Below are 21,171 nucleotides of genomic sequence, written 5' to 3'. Positions count from 1 at the left end.
TTTTGCAGAAATCCTCGTTTTTCGAAAGGTTTCTTTTTGGAGTACAGCTTTTCCATGAGCACGATCGATCACCACGAAACCGTCGACCACCGTCAAATCATCGCCTCGCTGACCAATGAGCAGCGCAGCCGATTGACCGGCAAGTCGGATGGGCCGGGCGTCATCCAGTTCGGCCTGCATTTCGGCGCGATTATTGTTCTTGGCGGGCTGATCGCGGCCAAGGTGTCGTATTGGCCGGTGCTGATGCTGCCGCAAGGCATCCTGATCGTCTTCCTGTTCACAGTGCTGCACGAGACGGTGCACAGGACAGCCTTTGAAACCCAGTGGCTCAACGATGCCGTGTCGCGGCTCTGCAGCCTGGCGATCGCGCTGCCCGCCGACTGGTTCCGCTACTTCCACTTCGCCCACCACCGCTTCACCCAGGATCCCGAGAACGATCCGGAGCTCGCCTTCCCGAAGCCAGAGACGATGCGGCAATACATCATCCACGTCTCCGGCCTGCCGGTGTGGCGGGGCCATTTGATGACGCTCTACACCAATGCGACAGGCGGCTGCCGCGATGGCTATGTGCCGCCCAAGGGGCTGCCCAAGGTCAAGGCCGAAGCGCGGGCGATGATCGCCTTCTATGTCGTCCTGCTGGCGCTTGCCGTCTGGTTCAAGGCTTCTGTGCTGCTCTATGTCTGGATCGTGCCGGCACTGCTCGGCCAGCCCTTCCTACGGCTCTATCTGCTTGCCGAGCACGGCCGCTGCCCCTTCGTCGCCAACATGCTGGAAAACACCAGGACGACGCTGACCAACTGGCTGGTGCGCAAGCTGGCCTGGAACATGCCCTATCACGCCGAGCACCACGCCTATCCCGGCGTGCCGTTCCACCAATTGCCGGCCTTCCACCAGTTGATCGAACGGCACCTCAAGGTGGTCGAGCCCGGCTATGTCAGCTTCCACGAAAAATACATCGAGACGCTGCGCTGACGGCCTTCAGTCTGTCCTCGCCAGCGTCTGCTCGGCGAGCGTGACGAAATAGCGGAGCACGGTCGGAACGATGGCGTCGTTGAAGACATAGCGATCGCCGTGCAGCCCTTCGCCTGGCCCGACGGCGCCGGCGCCGACCCAGGCATAACAACCACCCGCTTCGCGAACCATGTAGGCAAAGTCCTCGCAGCCGAGGCTTGGGTTGAACGCCGTCTCGACCTGCTCGCGGCCGACGACGGCGGCCGCGGCTTGCATAGCCTGCTCTGTCGCGGCCGCTGTGTTGACCAGCGGCGGATAGCCTTTTTGTAAGCAAGCTTGCAGGCCAGGCCATGTGCCGAGGCAATGCCGTTCGCGATGTCGCCGATCAGCCTTTCGCAATGGTCCGAAAGAGCCGGCTCGAAGAAACGGCAGGTCCCCTGCAGCCAGACCTTGCCGGGCACGATGTTGCCGACATTGCCGCCATGGATCTGCGTGATCGAGACGACCAGCGCCGTCTGCGGATCGACCGAGCGGCTGACGACACGCTGCACGGCCTGGATGAAAGCGCCGGCGGCAAGGATAGGGTCGTCGCCAAGCTGCGGCATGGCGGCATGCGCGCCGGTTCCCTCAAAACTGAGCTCGAAATTGTCGACAGCCGCCATCATCGCGCCGGCGCGGGCCGCGATCGTGCCAAACGGCAGTCCAGGCCAGTTGTGGACGGCAAAGACGGCCTCCATCGGGAAGCGCTCGAAGAGCCCGTCCTCGATCATGCGCATGCTGCCGCCTTCATTCTCCTCGGCCGGCTGGAAGATGAAGTAGACGGTGCCGTCGAAGGCTCTGGCGTCGGCCAGCAGCTTGGCTGCGCCGAGCAGCATCGCGGTGTGGCCGTCATGGCCGCAGGCATGCATCACGCCGTCCTTTTTCGACGCGTATGGCAGTCCCGTCTTCTCCAGGACAGGCAAGGCGTCGAGCTCGGCCCTGAGCCCAATGGCGCGTGTGCCCGGCCGGCCCTTGAGCACACCGACGACGCCGGTGCCGCCGATGCCTTCATGGACTTCATCGAGCCCGAAGGCGTTGAGCTTGTCGGCAACGAAGCGTGCGGTCTCGTGTTCGGAGAAACCGAGCTCGGGATTGGCGTGGATATGATGCCGCCATGCCACCACCTGCGGGGTGAGGGCGGCTATGGGGTCGTTGTGCAGCATTGCGAACTCCTTGCCGGCCGTCGTAAATTGGCCTTTGTCGGGGCCAAATCTAGGGACTTGCGTCGGCAGCGTCTTGAACAGGATTGACCGTGTCGGGAGTTCAACAGCCACAGGAGACGACGCAGTTCTGGCGCCACCCGCGCTTTCGCGATCTTGGCATGCTGAAGGCGCGCTTCACGCGGCATCGTTACGACCTGCACACACATCCGACCTATGTCGTCGCGCTGATCACGCAGGGCTGCGAGCGTGTGCGCATCGCCAACGAAAGCGTCGTCGCGCCGTCGGGCAAGGTCCTCCTCGTCAATCCGGACGTGTGGCATGACGGCGAAGCCGGCGCCGACCAGGGTTGGGCCTATCGTACCTTCTATCCTTCGGCAGCCCTTATGGGTTCAATCGCGGAAGAACTCGGGCAGGATCGCGCGCCGCTGTTTTCCCAGGCGATCGTCGACGATGCCGATATCGTCCAGGCGGTCGCCGCCGCGCACCATGGCTCGGCGTCCGCGGATGCGACAAGCGCTGAAACGTCGATGCTGATCGCCTTGCGCAAGCTCATCCTGCGCCATGGCGATTGGGGCGGCCGGCGGCGCGAGGCGGTCGAGACCTTCGGCTCGCAGGGCAGGCTCTCGATCTACGAACAGGTTATCGAGGACAATCTGAGCCTCGATCTCGACTTGCGGCGGCTCGGCCAGGCCGCCGGCGTGACGCGCTTCCAGGTGATCCGGGATTTCAAGCAGGTGCTCGGCCTGACGCCCGCCGCCTTCATCCGCGACCGCAGGCAGCGCCGCGCCAGCCTGTTGATCCAGCAAGGCGCAAGTCTCGCGGACGCCGCCTTTGCCGCTGGCTTCTCGGACCAGAGCCATCTTTCACGCATTTTCCGCTCAACGCACGGGATGACTCCGGGCATGTTCCGGCGCGCCGGCGCCTGACGGCACTAGTCTAGCGCCGCACTCCCCTGACCGGCGCCGTGCCGCGGTCGCGTTCAATAGACGGTTGATCTCGGCCGCTCCCGCCGGTTCGCCGACCAGATAGCCTTGCGCTTCGCCACAGCCGGCCTTGCGCAGCATATCGAGCTGCGCTTCGCTCTCGACGCCTTCAGCGGTGACGGTGATGCCGAGCTCGGCGCCGAGCCCGATCACCGTGCGCACGATCGCAGCCGTATCGCGCCTGTCGAGGTCATGGATGAAGGAGCGGTCGATCTTGATCTTGTCGACCGGGAAGCGCCTGAGATAGCCGAGCGAGGAATAGCCGGTGCCGAAATCGTCGAGCGCGATACGCACGCCGAGCCCGCGCAACTGGCCGAGCGTTTTCAGCACCGTATCGCTTTCGTCCATCATCACCGTTTCGGTGATTTCCAGCTCCAGCCGGCCGGCCGCCAGGCCGGAATGGGCAAGCGCCGAGATCACGCTGCGCGCAAAGCCGCCGCTCTTGACCTGCGCTGGCGAGACGTTGACGGCGATGCGGACGTCGTGGGGCCAGCTCGCGGCCACGCTGCAGGCCTTGCGCAAGGCCCAATCGCCGAGCTGCACGATCAGCCCCGTCTCCTCTGCCGCGGCGATGAAATCCTGTGGCGGCACCAGGCCGCGTGATAGCGAGCGCCAGCGCATCAAGGCCTCGGCGCCGACGATGCCGCCGGAGGCGATGCCAAGGATCGGCTGGAAGTCGAGCTCGAACTCGCGCCGCGACAAGGCTGCCTCGAGGTCGGTTTCGAGCGCGCGGCGCTCGCGCACCATGGCGTCCATGTCCGGTTCGAAGAAGCGATAGACATTGCGCCCCTCGCTCTTGCCCCGGTAGAGCGCAAGGTCGGCATTGGTCAGCAGCGTGTCGGCATCCGCGCCGTCGCCGGGATAGAGCGCGATGCCGAGGCTGACGCCGACATGCATTTCGCGGCCTTTGTCGCGATAGGGCTTGCCGACGACGTCGATGACGCGCTTGGCCAGCTTTTCGGCATCGGTCATGCTTTTGATGTCGAACTGGACGATGGCGAATTCGTCGCCGCCGAAACGCGCCACCATGTCCTTTTCGCCGTGCAGGCAACGCTGCAGCCGCTCGGCCACGCATTTCAGCAGCCAGTCTCCGGCCGGGTGCCCGAACGTGTCGTTGACGGCTTTGAAGCGATCGAGATCGACCGAGAAGATCGCCATCGGCGCGACGCTGGTTTCACCCAGAGCCTGGTCGAGCCGGTCACGGAACATCGAGCGATTGGGCAGGTTCGTCAGCGTGTCGTGATGCGCAAGATGCGTCATGCGCTCTTCGGTGCGCCGGCGCTCGGTGACGTCCTCGAAGGTCGCCACCCAGCCGCCGCCGGTAAGCGGCTGGCGCGAAACGAACAGCGTGCGGCCATCGACCAGGTCGCGATAGCTCGAACGGGATTGGCCGGCTTCAAGAAGCGCCTTTGTCCTTGCCACCTCGGCATCGATGTCGATGGCCACGAAGATGCCGCGGCGGACGAGCTTTTCCAGCATCTGGCGATGTGTCATGCCGAGCGCGAAATCGGCGGCTTTTGCCTTGCACAGATCCAGAAAGCGCTGGTTGCGCACGATCAGCCGCCCTTCCGCGCCATACATCAGCAGGCCTTGCGACATGTTGGCCAGAGCTGCGTCGAAAAGCCGGTGCTGCTCCTTCAGCTCCGCCTCGGCGCGCCGCTGCGCGGTCTCGTCCTCATAGATCGAAACCCAGCCGCCGGAAGCCAGCGGCCGGTGCGAGATGACGATGATGCGCCCGTCCGACAGGGTTTCTTCGTAGGTCGAGGCCTTCGCACCGTCGATATAGGGCTTGCGGATGGCGTAGAGTTCCTCGGCGCTCTGCGAGGCGATGCCGATATCGGCGCTGTGCCGCAGGATGTCGAAGAAGGCGATGCCCGGCTTCACCACTTTGGCATCAAGGCAAAAGGTGTCGATGTAATTGCGGTTGCAGATGATCATCCGCTCATTGGCGTCGAACATGCACAGCCCGTGCGACATGTTCTCGACAGCGGCGGAAAAGCGCTCGTTCTGGGCGCGCAGTTCGTCAGCCATCCGTCGCGCCGGGCCAACGCTGGCCGCTCTCCGCCTCCTTGCGGTCGAAGCAGCCTTCATATGAGCGACGGGCATGGGCGCGCCTGCGAACCGTGACTGAACACGGTACTGTCGTGCTCGCGGGTTAATTTAGCGTTCTTTCAATCAGCCGATTGCACCGGAAGCGCGAGACGCTGCCGCGACGTCTCCAGCGTCTTGAAACGCTTCAGGAAAGCCGCCTGCGCCCAGGTCACCGAACGCGGCGTGAAATCGAAACGGTCGGCGGAAAAGCCGCGCGGCCGGCCGAAGAACTCCGTCGCCTCCGCCGTCGAGAAGCCGGCAAGCAGCGTCGCCTCGTAATAGGCGGCGATCTGGTCGGCACGCTTGATGTCCCGGCGCAAGCTAGCGTCGAGCTCGGACGGCAGCGAGAAACGCAGATGGATGGCGCGCTGCAAGCGCAGTTCGCAGTCCTTGTAGGAGCCGCCCATCACCGATTTGAACGGCGAGATCATGTCGCCGATGACATATTCCGGCGCGTCGTGCAGCAGGGCGGCCAGCCGCGCCTCGGCTCCAGCGGCGGGTACCAATTCGCTATAGAGCGCTTCGACCAGCAGCGAATGCTGCGCGACCGAAAAAGCATGATCACCGCTGGTCTGGCCGTTCCAGCGGGCGACGCGGGCAAGGCCGTGGGCGATGTCGGCAATCTCGATATCGAGCGGCGAGGGGTCGAGCAGGTCGAGCCGCCGGCCCGACAGCATACGCTGCCAGGCGCGCGGCGGCGCGCCGACCCGGTCGGCGGCCATCAGGCCTCCTCCGCGCTGACCGCGTCCTGCGGGAATGAGAACTTCGCCCAGGCGGGGATAGCGAGCGTGATCGGGACCTCGCCGGCCATGATCGTCTCGCCGGCATCGACGGCGGCCTTGACGCGATCGATACGGACAATCGCAAGACCTGTCTTGCCGCTGACCGAGCCGAGCGCACCGACCGGCCGGCCGGCAACGGTCAGTTCGGTGCCGAAGGCAGGCAGGGGACTGCCGGCGGCGGCGATCAGCACGCGACGTCGCGCGGTGCCGCGGTGCTGCATGCGTGAGACCACTTCCTGGCCGATATAGCAGCCCTTCTTGAAGCCGACGCCACCGGTCTCGTCGAGCAGCACGTCATGCGGAAAGGCGTCGCCGAGCTGGTAGTCAAAATCGCTTTCCGCAATGCCGTGGCCGATGCGCAGCGCCTGCCAGGCATCGAGGTCACCGCCGTCCCGCGCGATGCCGCCATAAAACCGTTTGACCGCGACATCGCGGAAGCGCGTGTCGGCGAGTGCACTTGAATCAGAAAGTGAGGCGGTTGACCCATCCTCCCACGAGACCGTGACAAGCGCCTGTTCCTGCTTGGCAATGTCGGCCTTGGCCCTTAGCCGGTAAAGCATCAGCCGGCGCACGAAATCGTCGGCGATATCGCCCCGGCATTCCAACCGGAAACCGTTATCGCCGGCACGCGAGATCAGGAAATCGAACAGGATCTTGCCTTGTGGCGCCAAGAGCGCGCCGGGCTTAGCCTCGCCGGGTTTCAGTATATCGAGGTCGGTGGTGAGGATGTTCTGCAAAAAATGCTCGGCATCCGGGCCGGAAACGGAAATGAGCGAGCGGTTGTCGGGCTGGGCAAAGGGCATGAGCGGATTGGGCCTGATCTTGCAAAACGGTCGCTCATTACGTAAGCCGGCCACACTCCCCCCGCAAGAGATTGGACCTGCCCATGGCAACCACCTTCGACCTCATCCTGACAGGCGGCACGGTGGTCAACCATGACGGCGAGGGAAAACGGGACGTCGGCGTCAAGGGCGGCCGCATCGCGGTCATCGGCGATCTCGGCCAGGCTTCTGCCGGCGAGATCATCGACTGCACCGGCCTGCATATCCTGCCCGGCGTCGTCGACAGCCAGGTGCATTTCCGCGAGCCGGGGCTGGAGCACAAGGAAGACCTGGAGACGGGGTCGCGCGCGGCGGTGCTGGGCGGCGTCACCGCCGTCTTCGAGATGCCCAACACCAATCCGCTGACCACCAGTGAGGCGGCTCTTGCCGACAAGGTGCGCCGCGCCACGGGCCGCATGCATTGCGACTTCGCCTTCTGGGTTGGCGGCACGCGCGACAATGCCGGCGATGTCGGCGAACTGGAGCGCCTGCCGGGTGCCGCTGGCATCAAAGTGTTCATGGGCTCATCCACCGGCGACCTTCTGGTCGAGGACGACGAAGGCGTCGCCTCGATCCTGCGCAACACGCGCCGCCGCTCGGCGTTCCATTCGGAGGACGAGTTCCGGCTGCGCGAACGTCTCGGCCTGCGTGTCGAGGGCGATCCGTCGTCCCATCCGGTCTGGCGCGACGAGATCGCGGCACTGCGCTGTACGGAGCGGCTGGTGCGCATTGCCAGACAAACCCGTGCGCGCATCCATGTGCTGCACATCTCGACCGCGGAAGAAATCGTCTTCCTCGAACAGCACAAGGATGTCGCGACCTGCGAGGCGACGCCGCATCACCTGACGCTGACGGCCGACGATTATGCGCGCCTCGGCACGCTGATCCAGATGAACCCGCCGGTGCGGGCATCGCGCCACCGCGACGGCGTCTGGCACGGCATTTCGCAAGGCATCGTCGATGTGCTGGGCTCCGACCATGCGCCGCACACGCTGGCCGAGAAGGCGAAACCCTATCCTGCCTCGCCGTCGGGCATGACCGGCGCGCAGACCCTGGTGCCGATCATGCTCGATCACGTCAATGCCGGCCGGCTCACTTTGCAGCGCTTTGTCGACCTTTCCAGCCACGGCCCGCAGCGTATTTTCGGCATGGCCAGGAAAGGCCGCATCGCCGCCGGCTATGACGCCGACTTCACCGTTGTCGACATGAAGCGCCGCGAGACCATCACCAACGCGCAGGCCGGCTCCAAAGCCGGCTGGACGCCCTATGACGGCAAGGAAATTACCGGCTGGCCGGTCGGCACCATCGTGCGCGGCACACGCGTGATGTGGGAAGGCGAGATCGCCACGCCGGGCCAAGGCAGGGCGGTGGAGTTTTCCGAGACGCTGCCGGCTTAATCCCCAGCCACGAAAAACAACCACTGGCCACTCGGTGTGATGCCGACGCGATAGAAGATATAGGCGCCGAACTGCTTCATGTCGTCATAGTCGCTGGCGGTGACCAGCTTGAACAATTCGACGCGCTGTCTGGCGTCGAGCTTGTCGAGCGGCAGCGCGAAGAAATATGGCCAAACATAAAGCTCCTGCGGCGTGCCGGTGTCGAGATGGACGTAGCCGGCCGAAAGCACTTCTTCCAGGATGGCGAGGATTTCCTGGCCGTCGCTGTCACCGGACAGGCCCTTGAGGAAAGTGATCGGATCGCCGTCGATGTCGCCCAGCGACAATTGCGTCATGGATTCGCCCTTGCCGATCAGCGGCCTGAGCTTTTCGATGTCGCCGCTCTTGCAGGCTTCGATGATCAGGCCGTGCATACGCTTGACCGGCTCGGGAAGCGTGCTGAGGTCGTAGACGACCGGCGGCGGCGGCGCGTCCGGATCGGCACGCGGGCTGGTGATGCCGCCATTGGCCGGCGCTTCGGGCTCGGTCTTATCGGTGCCGGCCGGCTGGTCCGAGGGCTTGGCGCCGGGTGCCTGCGGCATCGGCACGGCGGCTCCGGGCGCGGCGGTGCCGCTGTTGGCCGGCGGCGTGGCCGGGGAAGGCAGGTCCTCGCGCTGGATTTCGCTCAGCGCATAGGAAGGCGTGCTGGCAAGGCATAGAGCAAGCGGAAACGCCAGGCAGCACGCGGTGGTCAAGATGCGGAGGGCCAGCTTGCGCGGCCGGCCTGACATCGAAAATCTCACCGCATGCCTCTCCATGGTTCCCTGGCTCGCCAGAGCAATTCCAGGAAGTCTGCAACGGCTTTCCGTCCGGAATTGCGTAAACAATGGCTAGAGCAATTCGGCGATTCTACCAAATGTTGAATTGCCCTGGTTCAGCCGGCGCCCTGAATTGTTCCGAGCGCATGGTCATGATGCCCAAACGGCGCGTCGCCGTCAAAAGCCGCTGCCAAAAACAGTCAGCCGGAGCAGTTCCAGGGAAAGCGTGAAAGGGGTTTTCCGTAATTGCGTCGAAAGAGCGCTAGTGCCTCAGCCGCTCCGGCTCGAAAGCGCCGGCGATCACCTTTTCGCGCATCCGGTCGAGCAAAGCGAGCGCCGAGGTCTCGCCATTGGCGCGCAGCATTTCGCCGAAGGCGGTTTCCAGCGCTGCTTCGGCGATGATTTCCGGCTCGATGCCCGCCGACAGGCCCTCGGCCCAGGCTTCGCTGTGGCTCTCCACGGCGGTCAGGCGCTTTTCTTCCCGGACCAACGCGTCGATGTCGCTGACACCATGTTCCATGCGATTACCACCTTTTGTCAGCGGCGATCCGGCGAGGATGGATCGGGCTTGACCTGTAAGTTCGTCCGCAGTCTCGATTAAGTCTTTGTAAATACGACATTTTTAGGGTCGAAGCAACGAGACTGCTCTCAATCGAGATCGAGCTTAGCCGATTAGGCCGGCCTGCGGGGTTAAAACCTTCAGTTTGAGTTAATTCCGCAATTGGGCGCTAACGTTTCATTAACGCTGTTGCACAAGTGCAACACATGATTGCACCAGAGCGGCACAGGAAACAATAAGGCACGTCACTTAGGCGCCAATTATCACAAGAAACTGCATGGAACGCTCGGATTTCGGCAGTCCCGGCGTCAATTGCCGTAACGCGAAGCGATATCGCGCGACAACGTCTCGCCTTCCTTCATGTAGCGGCCAATGGCCTCGGTCGCAGAAGGCGTGCACCGCGTATAGGTGCCGCTGAAGGAGCGGTAGCCGCGATTGAAGGAAGCGATGAAGCGGGCGCGCCGCTCAGGATCGGGGTTTTCCGACTCGAGCAGCTTTTCCATCTCGCCGCGCCACTGGTCCCCCTTTTCGCCGCAGAGATTGCGCAGGAAATGCAGCGAGCCCAGCACTTCGGCGAGCCGCATCAGCCCGGGCTCGAACGGCGCCTCGGCGGCCCGCGCCGGACGCGCCGCGACAGCGATGCTGACAGCAAGGCATGCGGCGAGAAGAGGCGAGGCGCGGTTCATAGACTTATGTGACCAAACAATTCGCCGCCCACAAGGCTATTTTCGACCGTGTCCCAGTGCCTCAGGCCCGAGCAAGTCCTCGGCCACCGAAAACACGTCGCCCGCGAGCGGCATGGTCGCCATTTCCGACAGCGTGTAGAAAGCGGCCGTCTCGGCATCGTCGCTGGCCACGGGCTCGCCGCCGGCATAGGCAGCGCCGAATACCGTCAGCAGATAGTCGACAGCATGGTTTTCGCCGCTGCCGTCGATATGGATATCGCGCAGCGGTCGGTAGTTTGTGGCCTCGAGCCCGGTTTCCTCAAGCAATTCCCGCGCCGCCGCCACGGCAAGTGTTTCGCCTGCTTCGACCTTGCCGCCGGGATAGGCGTAGAGGCCCTGCGATGGCGCCCGCGCGCGCTTGACCAGAAGCACCGTCTCGCCGCGCACGACGGCGACCGAAACGGCGGGGATGATTTTGCGTGGTTCCATGGATTTGCCGGATGTTTCCTGCAGCCTGTTGTGGACCGATCGGCCCGATCAAGCTTTAGCCGTTGCGATGCGGCGGTTCTATCGCCACTTTCCTCGAGACATCAATCGACGAGCCCGATCCCATGTGCGGACGATTTGCCCTGACCGCGACGCCGGACCAGACCGCCGCCTTTCTTGGCCTGGCGGAGTTGGAGGAATTTCCGGCCCGCTACAACATCGCGCCGACGCAGCCGGTGCTGATGGCGCTTGCCGGGCCGCAGCGCGAGCCGGGCTCCAACCTGCCGGACCGCCAGGCGATGCTGGTGCGCTGGGGCCTGATCCCGTCCTGGGTCAAGGACACCAGGAATTTCCGCTGCTCATCAACGCCCGCTCCGAAGGCGTGCTGGAAAAGGCCTCGTTCAAGACCGCGATGCGCCATCGCCGCGCCTTGGTGCCGGCCTCCGGCTTCTACGAATGGCAGCAGTCGGGTGGCGGCAAGGGCCAGCCTTATTGGATCCGGCCGCGGCGCGGCGGCGTGGTTGCCTTCGCCGGCCTGATCGAAACCTATGCTGAGCCAGGCGGTTCCGAGATGGACACCGGTGCGATCATCACCACGCAGGCCAATGCCGGCATCGCTCATATCCACGACCGCATGCCGGTGGTCATCGACGAGCGCGATTTCGCCCGCTGGCTGGATTGCCGTACGCAGGAGCCGCGCGACGTGCTCGACCTGCTGAAGCCCGTGGAGCCCGATTTCTTCGAGGCGATTGCGGTTTGCGACCTCGTCAACAAGGTCGCCAACACCGGGCCTGAGGTTCAGGAGCCGGGCATGGTTTCGCCGCAGGCCGAAAAGGCCAGGCGCCAGAAGCCTGGCGCGGACGAAAACCAGATGAGCTTGTTCTAAGCAATTCCAGGAAAAGTGTGGAACGGTTTTCCGCCCGGAATTGCGTCAAACCATTTAGCGAGGGCTGCTTGCCTCGAGAGGCAGTATTGGGGCCTTCATCTCCAGGGCGCTTGTGCGGCGCCCTCATCGCCGGCACCTCCGTTGTCGAAAGCTGTGGCGCCGTTTCAGGCGGCGCGCGGCGAGACGATCTTCTGCGCCGGCTTCTTCTTCTTGGCGGTGTGAAGAAGGGCAGCGACAATCGCGGCCGGGCCGATCGCGCGGTAGTGGTTGGCCAGTGCGGGCTGCGCTTGTCGGTTCTGTTCCTGCTTGCCGCGTGTCATTGTTCTCTTCCCTGATAACGTTTCCGCGTTGAGCGTTTGCTGGTCGATTCGGACCAAATCGTGACTTGGTGACGGTCTAGCCGGCGAATGTTTCATCACTGTGCCGACATGTTTAATAAAATGTTTCGGCCTGTTTTTACCTGTGATCCAACGACATTTTTCCCAAGTGGAGCGACTTGACGGCAACACCTGCGGGCGCGATAAAGCCGGCCATGAAAACGTCTTTCGCCATTTGTGGCATTTGCATTATTGGCTAGCCTCGCGCTGGTCCGGACGTTTTCGCCTCATCTTTCCCCAGATTGGACAAACGCCCCGGCCAGCAGGCTGGAGCCAGATTTGTGCCTTCGGCGCAAAGCTGGTTCCAGTGAACCCAAATCAAGGACCGGGACCGCATGTCTGACGCATCGAAGGGCCTCAATCTCTACAACACGCTGACGCGGACGAAGGAGCGCTTCGTTCCGATCGATCAGCAAAACGTGCGCATGTATGTCTGCGGCCCGACCGTCTACGACTTTGCCCATATCGGCAACGCGCGGCCGGCGATCGTCTTCGACGTGCTGTTCCGTCTGTTGCGCCATCTCTACGGCGAAACGCGTGTCACGTATGTGCGCAACATCACGGACGTCGACGACAAGATAAACGCTCGCGCCCTGCGCGATTTCGGCGACGACATCGCGGCCGGAAAGCTGTCGCTCAACGACGCCATCCGCAAGGTCACTGAAAAGACCGCCGACCAGTATCACCGGGATGTCGCCGCGCTCGGCTGCCTGCAGCCGACCTACGAGCCGCGCGCCACCGAATTCGTCGCGCCCCGCGCCGACGGCAAGGCCGACATGCTGTCGCTGATTTCGCAGTTGATCGCGCGCGGCCACGCCTATGTCGCTGGCGGCGAGGTGCTGTTCGACACCGCCTCGATGCCGGATTACGGCGAATTGTCGAAGCGCAATCTCGACGAGCAGCAGGCCGGCGCCCGCGTCGCCGTCGACGCGCACAAGAAGAGCCCAGGCGACTTCGTGCTGTGGAAGCTGTCGAGCCCGGAAGAGCCCGGCTGGGAAAGCCCATGGGGCAGGGGCCGTCCGGGCTGGCACATCGAATGCTCGGCGATGTCGGCCGCCTACCTGGGCGAGGTCTTCGACATCCACGGCGGTGGCCTCGATTTGATCTTCCCGCACCACGAGAATGAGATCGCCCAATCGCGCTGCGCCCACGGCACTAAGGTCATGGCCAATGTCTGGATGCACAACGGCTTCCTGCAAGTCGAGGGCCAGAAGATGTCGAAGAGCCTCGGCAATTTTTTCTCCATCCACGAGCTCTTGGAGACCGAGACCTTCGGCGGCCGCGCCTGGCCGGGCGAGGTGCTGCGGCTGGCAATGCTGATGACGCATTACCGCGAGCCGATCGATTTTTCCGTGCGCAAGCTGGAGGAAGCGGAAAACACGCTGCGCAAATGGAAACGCGCCGCGGATCTCGCACCTGCGCCGGCCAATGAGCTCCCGGCCGAGGTGGTCGAGGCGCTGTCGGACGACCTTGCCACCTACACCGCCTTCCAGCGGCTGACGCAGCTTGCCGGCGATGCCGGTGATATCAGCTCAGGCGAGAACGCCGCCGCGGCGTCGCTGAAGGCAGCGCTGGCCTTCCTGGGCTTCGACGTCGGCGCCGCCCAGGTGGACGAGGCAGCGATCGCCAGGGCCATCGCCAAGCGCCTGGCGCTGATCGCGGCCAAGAACTGGGCGGAGGCGGATCGGGTTCGCGACGAACTCCTGGCGCAAGGCGTGCAGCTGAAGGACGGCAAGGACCCGGTTACCGGCGAACGCGTGACGAGTTGGGAGATCAAGAGGTGAGGGTTGCTGCTCGGACCGCAGGATTGGAGAGGATGGAGCGAGGCGCCCCCTCTGTCCTGCCGGACATCTCCCCCTCAAGGGGGAGATTGGCTGTCCCTGCCGCCTTCGCTGACCACCAAGGCCGATGATTGGGCGCCGTCATCGAAGCTGCTGATCTCCCCCCTTGAGGGGGAGATGCCCGGCAGGGCAGAGAGGAGGCCTCGCGATGACCCAACATCGGGTATCTCCCACCAACCGCGGCAATACGCGCAACATGCGCAAGCAAATGACGGATGCAGAGCTGAAGCTTTGGAATGAGATACGCGCGCATAGGCTGATGGGCATGTCGTTCCGGCGCCAGATGCCGATCGCGGGCTACATCGTTGATTTTGCGTGCCCCAACAAGAAGCTGATCGTCGAGTTGGATGGCTCCCAGCATGCTTCACCGGAGGTATCGGCGTCGGACACCGCGCGAACTACCAAGCTCGAAGCATTAGGCTGGACCATCCTGCGCTTCTGGAACGACGACGTCATCCGCGATATCGACAATGTCTGCCAGCACATCGTCATCGCGGCCGGGCTGGCTGCGGCCGAGGTGCCCGCTCCACCAACGGAGGAGTTCGTCCGATGATCGACCATCTCGGCATCAACGTCGCTGATTTCGACGCCTCGAAAGCTTTCTACGACAAGGCGATGGCGCCGCTTGGTGCTGCGCTGCTCTATATGGTGCCGCTGGAATACACCGGCGGCGCCAAGGTTGGCGGCTATGGCCGCGACCGGCCGGTGTTCTGGCTGCAGGCCAGCACGGACGAGCCCAGGACCCAGCAGCACGTCGCCTTCACCGCGCGCAGCCGCGCCGAGGTTGATGCCTTTCATGCCGCCGCACTTGCCGCCGGCGGCAAGGACAATGGCGGTCCAGGCCTGCGCCCGCACTATCATGCCAACTATTACGGCGCCTTCGTCTTCGACCCCGACGGCAACAATGTCGAGGCGGTCTGCCATGCCCTGAGTGAGCCGATGAACCGGAGTAAGTCATGAGCCTCGACAACCGGCCGATCTATACCGGCGGCTGCCAGTGCGGCGCCGTGCGCTTCCGCGTCGAGGGCGCGCTTGGCGATGCATCCGTCTGCCATTGCCGCATGTGCCAGAAGGCGAGCGGCAATTTCTATCTGCCGCTGGTCTCGGTGCGCGGCGCCAGGCTCGACTGGACGCGCGGCGAGCCCAAGCGCTTCCGCTCCTCCAACGCCGCCTTGCGCGGTTTCTGCGCCGAATGCGGCACGCCGCTCACCTTCGAAGCGCCCGATGGCGTGGCACTTGCGATCGCCGCCTTTGACGACCCAACCGGTATTACGCCGACCATCCAATGGGGCGTCGAGGCAAAACTTCCCTATGTCGACGGCATCCCGAAATTGCCGGCCGAGGACACGATGGGCGACGTCTCATCCGCGCCCTATCTCGCCGAACTCGTCTCGTACCAGCATCCCGACCACGACACCGAACAATGGCCGCCGGAGGAAAGACCATGACCGATCAAGTTCGAACGGGCGGCTGCCAGTGCGGCGCCGTGCGCTTCCGCGTCAAAGGCAAGCTCGGCCGCCCGTCCATCTGCCATTGCCGCATGTGCCAGAAACAGTTCGGCTCCTTCTTCGGCGCGCTGGTGACGGTGCCGAAGGACAGCGTCGAGTGGACGCATGAGGAGCCGAGCTATTTCCAGTCCTCGGTCAACATCGATCGAGGCTTCTGCGCCCGCTGCGGCACGCCGCTGACCTACCGCCAGCCCGGCGCGCTGGAGATCGCCATCGGCGCCTTCGACGATCGCTCCGATCTCGCGCCGCAGATACAGGTCAATTACGCGGTACGGCTGCCCTGGGTGGAAAAGATCTTCGAGGCGCCGGTCCATGACGACCCCGACTTCTATCGACGGCAGGAGCAGATCATCTCCTTCCAGCATCCCGACCACGAGACGGCCAACTGGCCGCAGCAGGGCCTGAAACTATGACTGTTCACAGCACTTCCTTGCGCGCGCTCTACCCCGAGATCGAGCCTTTCGAGACCGGCATGCTCGATGTCGGCGACGGCCACACCATCTATTGGGAACGCTCCGGCACCAGGGGCGCCAAGCCGGCGGTGTTCCTGCATGGCGGCCCGGGCGGCACGATCTCGCCAAAACACCGGCGCCTGTTCGATCCGAAGCTTTACGATGTCATTTTGTTCGACCAGCGCGGCTGCGGGAAATCGACGCCCAATGCCTCGCTGGAAGCCAACACCACCTGGCATCTCGTCGCCGATATCGAGCGCCTGCGCGAGATGGCTGGCTTCGACACATGGCTGGTCTTCGGCGGCTCCTGGGGTTCGACCCTGGCGCTCGCTTACGCCGAGACGCATCCCGACCGCGTCAGCGAGCTCGTCGTGCGCGGCATCTACACGCTGACCCGCGCCGAGCTCGAATGGTATTATCAGTTCGGCGTCTCCGAAATGTTCCCCGACAAATGGGAGCGCTTTCTGGCGCCGATCCCGCAAGCCGAGCGCGGCGACATGATGGCTGCCTACCGCAAGCGGCTGGTCGGTTCCGATCGCAAGGCGCAGATCGAAGCTGCCCGTGCCTGGAGCCTTTGGGAAGGTGAGACGATCACGCTGCTGCCTGAGCCGGAAACCAGCGGTCCCTTCGGCGAGGACGATTATGCCATCGCCTTCGCCCGCATCGAGAACCACTATTTCGTCCATGCCGGCTGGCTGGAGGAAGGGCAGTTGCTGCGCGACGCCTGGAAGCTGAAAGACATCCCCGGCACCATCGTCCACGGTCGCTACGACATGCCGTGCCCGGCGCACTACGCCTGGGCGCTGCACAAGGCCTGGCCGAAAGCGGATTTCCATCTGATCGAAGGCGCCGGCCATGCCTATTCGGAGCCGGGCATTCTCGACCAACTGATCCGGGCGACGGACAGGTTCGCGGGAAAGAAATGACACCGGCCTGCGGGCCAGAGGAGGGTGCGCAGGCACCCGCGCAGCCATGACAAAGCAACGCCTCTATCTCTTCGACACCACGCTTCGCGACGGCCAGCAGACGCCGGGCATCGACTTTTCCGTCGAGGACAAGATCGCGATTGCAAAACTGCTCGACGCGTTCGGTATGGATTATGTCGAGGGCGGCTATCCCGGCGCCAACCCGACAGACACCGCCTTCTTCCAGAAAAAGCGCACGGCAAACGCAAAATTCGTCGCCTTCGGCATGACCAAGCGTGCCGGCGTTTCCGCCTCGAACGATCCAGGCCTCGCGGCGCTGGCGCAGTCGAAGTCCGACGCCATCTGCTTCGTCGCCAAGAGCTGGGACTATCATGTGCGCGTGGCGCTAGGCTGCACCAACGAGGAAAACCTGGAGTCGATCAGGACTTCGGTCGAGACCGCCGTCGCTTCGGCCAAGGAAGCGATGGTCGACTGCGAGCATTTCTTCGATGGCTTCAAGGCCAATCCGGACTATGCGCTGGCCTGCGCGAAGACGGCGTATGATGCCGGCGCGCGCTGGGTGGTGCTGTGCGACACCAATGGCGGCACGCAGCCTTCGGAAGTGCGCGCCATCGTCGGCAAGGTGATCGCGCACAGCATCCCTGGCGATCACCTCGGCATCCACGCTCACGACGACACTGGACAGGCCGTCGCCAATTCGCTCGCCGCCGTCGAGGCCGGCGTGCGTCAGATCCAGGGCACGCTGAACGGCATCGGCGAGCGCTGCGGCAACGCCAATCTGATCTCGATCATCCCGACGCTTTCGCTGAAGCCGGCCTTCGCTGACCGCTTTGAAACCGGCATCTCGGCTGAGGCGCTGACCGGAATATCCAGGCTCTCCCGCGCCTTCGACGAATTGCTTAACCGCGCGCCCGAAGCCCAGGCGCCCTATGTCGGTTCCTCCGCCTTCGCCACCAAGGCCGGCATCCATGCTTCCGCTTTGGCCAAGGAGCCGGCGACCTACGAGCATGTGCCGCCGGAAGCGGTCGGCAACCGTCGCCGCGTCATGGTCTCCGATCAGGGCGGCAAGGCCAACTTCCTCGCCGAGCTGAAGCGGCGCGGCATCGACGTGCCGAAGGACGATCACCGTCTCGATGCGCTGATTTCGGTCGTCAAGGAGCGCGAGGCCGAGGGCTATGCCTATGAGGGCGCCGACGCCTCCTTCGAGCTGCTGGCGCGCAAGATGCTGCACGGCCTGCCGGAATTCTTCAACGTCACCTCGTTCCGCTGCATGGTCGAGCGCCGCTTCGATGCCAATGGCAATCTGAAGACCGTGTCCGAGGCAATCGTGAAGGTCGAGGTCGACGGCGACGAGAAGATGTCGGTGGCCGAGGGCCACGGCCCGGTCAACGCGCTCGACATCGCGCTGCGCAAGGACCTCGGCAAGTACCAGAGCGAGATCGTCGATCTCGAGCTCGCCGACTTCAAGGTGCGTATCCTCAATGGCGGCACCGAGGCCATCACCCGCGTGCTGATCGAATCGCATGACGGCACCGGTGCCCGCTGGTGGACGGTTGGTGTGTCGGAAAACATCATCGACGCCTCCTTCCAGGCGCTGATGGATTCGATCGTCTACAAGCTGATGAAGAACCGCGAGATGGCCGGGCTGGTGGCGGCGGAATAGAGGATTGTCCTCATTGGACAAGCGTTGTCATTCAAATCGCTTCGGGAAAATTGCCTCGGATCGCCAGCCGGCTCGATAATTGGCGTCGTAATCGAACCGCCTGAAGTCTTCCGCATAGGCTCGCGCGACCGCGTCGGTCAGCGGCTGCGTCCACGCAACTTCTGGCCTCGGCACAGACTGGTTGAGCGGCTTTGCCAATGAGCTTCGAATTTCCTCCGAAGCGTCCAGGCGGTCGAGGACAGGTTCCAGGCCTTCAGCCAGGGATTCGAGTTTGACGACCTTGATCTCTAAGTCACTCGAGTCCGGGATTATTGCCGACATCAGGGCCCAATGGCCGTCCTTGCCGAGAGCCGCCGTCGCGCATGCGCCTTTGACGAAACTGTCGAAAGACAGTTGGTCGCGGTCGATGTCGGAAGCGGGCAACGATTTCACGTCGCCCATCAACTGGTTGATCAGCCCGGCGTTTTCAGGGTCGGATACTTTGAGATCGTGGAACTTGTTGAGATAGCAGGACCGCAGTCGCGAGAATGGATTTCTCACCACGGAAAAGATCAGCGTCTCCGGGTCGCGCAGCAGCGATTCAAAGAGTTTTACCCCAACGTCGCTCGGGGCGAGCAGTCCGGAGTGTTGACGGGAATGATATGCCTCAGGATTGTCGTCGTGATTGATGCCGTAAGCGCAAATCGACAGCAGTCGCTTGACTGTCGTACAGCCCGCTTTGGGAACTTCCACATAGATCAGCTTCCGCTCGGGGAAGACGTGGAAGAGGTGGTTGATGTTGGTCGTCGCGCGCAAAGTGCGGTAGGCAACAGAGTCCCCCAGGCGACGCCTGATGCCGAGTTGCGCTTGAAAGAATGTGTTCTTCCTATTTTTTAAGGCATTCGACAGGCGCGACATGGGGCCCTTGCATCAGTTCATCCTAAACTGCCTTAAACGCCAAAGGGATGGTATGGTTCCCACCAGCTGCCAACGATGCCGAATTCATAATTGATGGCGGATCGTCGGGAGCGAATTTGTGCCGGGGCGTACGGGCAAGGGAAGCCGTCCCGGCCGCTTGAACCATCACGAAAAGTCCGTTGATCCATCATAATTTTGTGATGGTCATGGCTGGCCGGCTGGGCCATAGCGTTGGATCATGGTCATCGAAACTGTGCAGTCCGATCAAGACGCCAAGGCCCGCCGCGGCTTCCTCCTGGCGCTCGGCGCCTATTTCCTATGGGGGCTCTTGCCTTTCTACATGAAGGCGGTGGCGCATCTGCCGCTTGCCGAGGTGATCTCGCACCGCATCCTCTGGTCGGTGCCGATCGCGGCGGCCGTGCTCGTCTGGGCCGGCCGCACGGCCGATTTCAAGGCGGCGATCCGCTCGCCCCGGAGTCTTGCCATGGCCGCGCTGACGGCGGTGCTGATCTCGATCAACTGGGGCATCTATGTCTGGGCGATCTCGGTCGACCGCACCGTCGAGACCGCGCTCGGCTACTACATCAACCCGCTGGTGGTGGTTGTCGTCGGCGCCGTGCTGCTCGGCGAGAAACTCGACCGGTTGCAGATCGCCGCAGTAGCGCTGGCCGCGATCGCGGTTGCGGTGCTCACCATCGAAGCCGGCAAGCTGCCCTGGGTGTCGCTGGCGCTCGCCTTATCCTTCGCCGCCTACGGTTTCTTCCGCAAGACGCTGCCGATCGGCCCGAGCTAGGGTTTCCTGCTCGAAGTGCTGCTGCTGTCGATACCGGCGCTCTGCTACATCGTCTACCTGATTGCCACCGGACAGGATCATTTCGTCTCCAGCACGGCGGGCGACACCGCGCTGCTGCTCGGCTGCGGCCCGGTGACGGCGATCCCGCTTCTGTTCTTTGCCTTCGGCGCCAAACTGCTGCGCCTGTCGACCATCGGCATCATGCAATACATCGCACCGACCATGGTGTTCCTGATCGCCGTGCTCATCTTCGACGAGCCCTTCGGCACGACCGAGGCCGTCGCCTTCGTGCTGATCTGGGCGGCGCTCGCAATGTACAGCTGGTCGATGTTCAAGGGCCGCGAGATCCGCCAGCCGGCGCCGGCAACGCGGTAAATTCAGGAGGGGCAGGAGGCGCAATGTATACGCTTCACATCGCCAACAAGAACTATTCCTCCTGGTCACTGCGGCCATGGCTGTTTATGCGTGTCCTCGGCATTCCTTTCGAGGAGCGGCTGACGCCGTTTCCGGGTGGCCCGAGTTTTGATTTCTACAGGTCGTTCTCGCCCAATGGCCGCGTGCCTTGCCTGGTCGACGATCATTGGGCGGTCTGGGATTCGCTCGGCATCGTCGAATATCTGGCCGAGCGGCATCAGGGCGTGTGGCCGGCGGACGCCAGGGCGCGCGCCTGGGCGCGTTCGGCCGCGGCCGAGATGCATTCGAGTTTCACGGCGCTGCGCAATGACTGCCCGATGAGCTGCGGCGTGCGCGTCGCGCTTTCGCCTCTATCCGGCGCGCTGAAGCACGACATTTTTCGTATGGGCGACTTGTGGAGTGACGGCCTGGCGCGTTTCGGCGGCCCGTTCCTGGCCGGCGACCGCTTCACCGCCGTCGATGCCTTTTTCGCCCCGGTCGCCTTCAGGGCGCAGTCCTACGGCTTGGTGTTCGAGGGCGCGGCCGGCGCCTATCTGCAGCGGCTGCTCGACTTGCCGCAAATGCGCGAATGGTACGCGGCCGGCCTCGCCGAGACATGGCGGGAGGCCGGCCATGAGGCGGAGGTGAATGCCGCCGGCACCATCGTTGAGGATTTGCGGGCAACCGCCTGAACAATTGCA

The 21,171-nt window shown here is 63.6% G+C and carries 22 protein-coding genes and 3 pseudogenes; 14 read left to right on the top strand and 11 right to left on the bottom strand.

The window, feature by feature from the left end:
* The first annotated feature begins 54 nt into the window (after window positions 1–54).
* The gene (locus ACVDG8_RS06680; protein ID WP_447254005.1) at window positions 55–972 is read left to right on the top strand and encodes a fatty acid desaturase family protein; all 918 of its coding nucleotides are present in this window, start codon (window positions 55–57) and stop codon (window positions 970–972) included.
* Between the two features lie 6 nt (window positions 973–978).
* On the opposite strand, the gene ACVDG8_RS06675 is transcribed toward ACVDG8_RS06680, so the two are convergent.
* Together ACVDG8_RS06675 and ACVDG8_RS06670 are read right to left on the bottom strand one after the other, a co-directional pair.
* Window positions 979–1,227 (bottom strand): hypothetical protein, encoded by a 249-nt coding sequence (locus ACVDG8_RS06675; protein ID WP_447257250.1) that lies wholly within the window; start codon window positions 1,225–1,227, stop codon window positions 979–981.
* Between the two features lie 53 nt (window positions 1,228–1,280).
* A pseudogene (locus ACVDG8_RS06670) lies at window positions 1,281–2,153 on the bottom strand (amidohydrolase); the annotation flags it as partial.
* A gap of 89 nt (window positions 2,154–2,242) precedes the next feature.
* Here ACVDG8_RS06670 and ACVDG8_RS06665 point away from each other — a divergent pair.
* Window positions 2,243–3,079 (top strand): AraC family transcriptional regulator, encoded by an 837-nt coding sequence (locus tag ACVDG8_RS06665; protein WP_447254004.1) that lies wholly within the window; start codon window positions 2,243–2,245, stop codon window positions 3,077–3,079.
* Here ACVDG8_RS06665 and ACVDG8_RS06660 read toward each other — a convergent pair.
* From ACVDG8_RS06660 to ygfZ, 3 genes are all read right to left on the bottom strand, one after another.
* Entirely contained in the window at window positions 3,032–5,167 is a 2,136-nt protein-coding gene (locus ACVDG8_RS06660) for a putative bifunctional diguanylate cyclase/phosphodiesterase (RefSeq protein ID WP_447254003.1), read from the bottom strand. The two genes, ACVDG8_RS06665 and ACVDG8_RS06660, sit on opposite strands and share 48 nt — an antisense overlap.
* A gap of 140 nt (window positions 5,168–5,307) precedes the next feature.
* Window positions 5,308–5,949, bottom strand: a complete 642-nt coding sequence (locus ACVDG8_RS06655; RefSeq protein WP_447254002.1) for a hydrolase — start codon at window positions 5,947–5,949, stop codon at window positions 5,308–5,310.
* Window positions 5,949–6,812, bottom strand: coding sequence for a CAF17-like 4Fe-4S cluster assembly/insertion protein YgfZ (gene ygfZ / locus ACVDG8_RS06650; protein ID WP_447254001.1), 864 nt, complete (start codon window positions 6,810–6,812; stop codon window positions 5,949–5,951). The genes ACVDG8_RS06655 and ygfZ overlap by 1 nt, the downstream gene beginning before the upstream one ends.
* 83 nt (window positions 6,813–6,895) lie before the next feature.
* Between ygfZ and ACVDG8_RS06645 the strand changes: the two genes are divergently transcribed.
* Entirely contained in the window at window positions 6,896–8,227 is a 1,332-nt protein-coding gene (locus ACVDG8_RS06645; RefSeq protein WP_447254000.1) for a dihydroorotase, read from the top strand.
* Here ACVDG8_RS06645 and ACVDG8_RS06640 read toward each other — a convergent pair.
* The 4 genes from ACVDG8_RS06640 to ACVDG8_RS06625 form a co-directional block, all read right to left on the bottom strand.
* Complete coding sequence (locus ACVDG8_RS06640; protein ID WP_447253999.1) at window positions 8,224–9,009, bottom strand: hypothetical protein; 786 nt, start codon at window positions 9,007–9,009, stop codon at window positions 8,224–8,226. The two genes, ACVDG8_RS06645 and ACVDG8_RS06640, sit on opposite strands and share 4 nt — an antisense overlap.
* 277 nt (window positions 9,010–9,286) lie before the next feature.
* The gene (locus ACVDG8_RS06635; RefSeq protein ID WP_027164925.1) at window positions 9,287–9,544 is read right to left on the bottom strand and encodes a hypothetical protein; all 258 of its coding nucleotides are present in this window, start codon (window positions 9,542–9,544) and stop codon (window positions 9,287–9,289) included.
* Between the two features lie 347 nt (window positions 9,545–9,891).
* Window positions 9,892–10,269, bottom strand: a complete 378-nt coding sequence (locus ACVDG8_RS06630; RefSeq protein ID WP_447253998.1) for a TIGR02301 family protein — start codon at window positions 10,267–10,269, stop codon at window positions 9,892–9,894.
* 36 nt (window positions 10,270–10,305) lie between these two features.
* Complete coding sequence (locus tag ACVDG8_RS06625; protein ID WP_447253997.1) at window positions 10,306–10,737, bottom strand: NUDIX hydrolase; 432 nt, start codon at window positions 10,735–10,737, stop codon at window positions 10,306–10,308.
* Window positions 10,738–10,859: 122 nt separating this feature from the next.
* Here ACVDG8_RS06625 and ACVDG8_RS06620 point away from each other — a divergent pair.
* Window positions 10,860–11,102: pseudogene (locus tag ACVDG8_RS06620) on the top strand (SOS response-associated peptidase family protein); the annotation flags it as partial.
* A gap of 14 nt (window positions 11,103–11,116) precedes the next feature.
* Window positions 11,117–11,620, top strand: coding sequence for an SOS response-associated peptidase (locus ACVDG8_RS06615; RefSeq protein ID WP_455707599.1), 504 nt, complete (start codon window positions 11,117–11,119; stop codon window positions 11,618–11,620).
* A gap of 164 nt (window positions 11,621–11,784) precedes the next feature.
* On the opposite strand, the gene ACVDG8_RS06610 is transcribed toward ACVDG8_RS06615, so the two are convergent.
* A complete protein-coding gene (locus ACVDG8_RS06610) occupies window positions 11,785–11,940 on the bottom strand; it encodes a hypothetical protein (protein ID WP_447253995.1) in 156 nt (51 codons plus the stop codon).
* Window positions 11,941–12,332: 392 nt separating this feature from the next.
* Here ACVDG8_RS06610 and cysS point away from each other — a divergent pair, with 392 nt between their 5' ends.
* From cysS to cimA, 7 genes are all read left to right on the top strand, one after another.
* Window positions 12,333–13,781 carry a cysteine--tRNA ligase gene (gene cysS, locus ACVDG8_RS06605; protein ID WP_447253994.1) on the top strand — a complete coding sequence of 483 codons (1,449 nt, stop codon included), beginning with the start codon at window positions 12,333–12,335 and terminating at the stop codon, window positions 13,779–13,781.
* A 253-nt stretch (window positions 13,782–14,034) separates the two neighbouring features.
* Window positions 14,035–14,391: an endonuclease domain-containing protein gene (locus ACVDG8_RS06600; protein ID WP_447253993.1), complete on the top strand. Its 357-nt coding sequence runs from the start codon at window positions 14,035–14,037 to the stop codon at window positions 14,389–14,391.
* Window positions 14,388–14,798, top strand: a complete 411-nt coding sequence (locus tag ACVDG8_RS06595; RefSeq protein WP_455707598.1) for a VOC family protein — start codon at window positions 14,388–14,390, stop codon at window positions 14,796–14,798. The genes ACVDG8_RS06600 and ACVDG8_RS06595 overlap by 4 nt, the downstream gene beginning before the upstream one ends.
* Entirely contained in the window at window positions 14,795–15,286 is a 492-nt protein-coding gene (locus ACVDG8_RS06590) for a GFA family protein (protein ID WP_447253991.1), read from the top strand. Before ACVDG8_RS06595 ends, ACVDG8_RS06590 begins: the two co-directional genes overlap by 4 nt.
* Window positions 15,283–15,759 carry a GFA family protein gene (locus ACVDG8_RS06585; protein WP_447253990.1) on the top strand — a complete coding sequence of 159 codons (477 nt, stop codon included), beginning with the start codon at window positions 15,283–15,285 and terminating at the stop codon, window positions 15,757–15,759. The genes ACVDG8_RS06590 and ACVDG8_RS06585 overlap by 4 nt, the downstream gene beginning before the upstream one ends.
* Window positions 15,756–16,724, top strand: a complete 969-nt coding sequence (pip, locus tag ACVDG8_RS06580; RefSeq protein ID WP_447253989.1) for a prolyl aminopeptidase — start codon at window positions 15,756–15,758, stop codon at window positions 16,722–16,724. Before ACVDG8_RS06585 ends, pip begins: the two co-directional genes overlap by 4 nt.
* Before the next feature lie 46 nt (window positions 16,725–16,770).
* Window positions 16,771–18,387: a citramalate synthase gene (cimA, locus tag ACVDG8_RS06575; RefSeq protein WP_447253988.1), complete on the top strand. Its 1,617-nt coding sequence runs from the start codon at window positions 16,771–16,773 to the stop codon at window positions 18,385–18,387.
* A gap of 27 nt (window positions 18,388–18,414) precedes the next feature.
* Here cimA and ACVDG8_RS06570 read toward each other — a convergent pair whose 3' ends face one another.
* Window positions 18,415–19,284 (bottom strand): sulfotransferase family 2 domain-containing protein, encoded by an 870-nt coding sequence (locus ACVDG8_RS06570; protein WP_447253987.1) that lies wholly within the window; start codon window positions 19,282–19,284, stop codon window positions 18,415–18,417.
* Window positions 19,285–19,522: 238 nt separating this feature from the next.
* Here ACVDG8_RS06570 and rarD point away from each other — a divergent pair.
* Together rarD and ACVDG8_RS06560 are read left to right on the top strand one after the other, a co-directional pair.
* A pseudogene (gene rarD / locus ACVDG8_RS06565) lies at window positions 19,523–20,452 on the top strand (EamA family transporter RarD).
* A gap of 23 nt (window positions 20,453–20,475) precedes the next feature.
* Window positions 20,476–21,162 (top strand): glutathione S-transferase family protein, encoded by a 687-nt coding sequence (locus ACVDG8_RS06560; RefSeq protein ID WP_455707597.1) that lies wholly within the window; start codon window positions 20,476–20,478, stop codon window positions 21,160–21,162.
* Window positions 21,163–21,171 lie beyond the last annotated feature (9 nt).

It is taken from the genome of Mesorhizobium sp. ORM8.1 (genome assembly GCF_053005525.2).
This window is presented reverse-complemented; position numbering and strand designations above follow the sequence as displayed.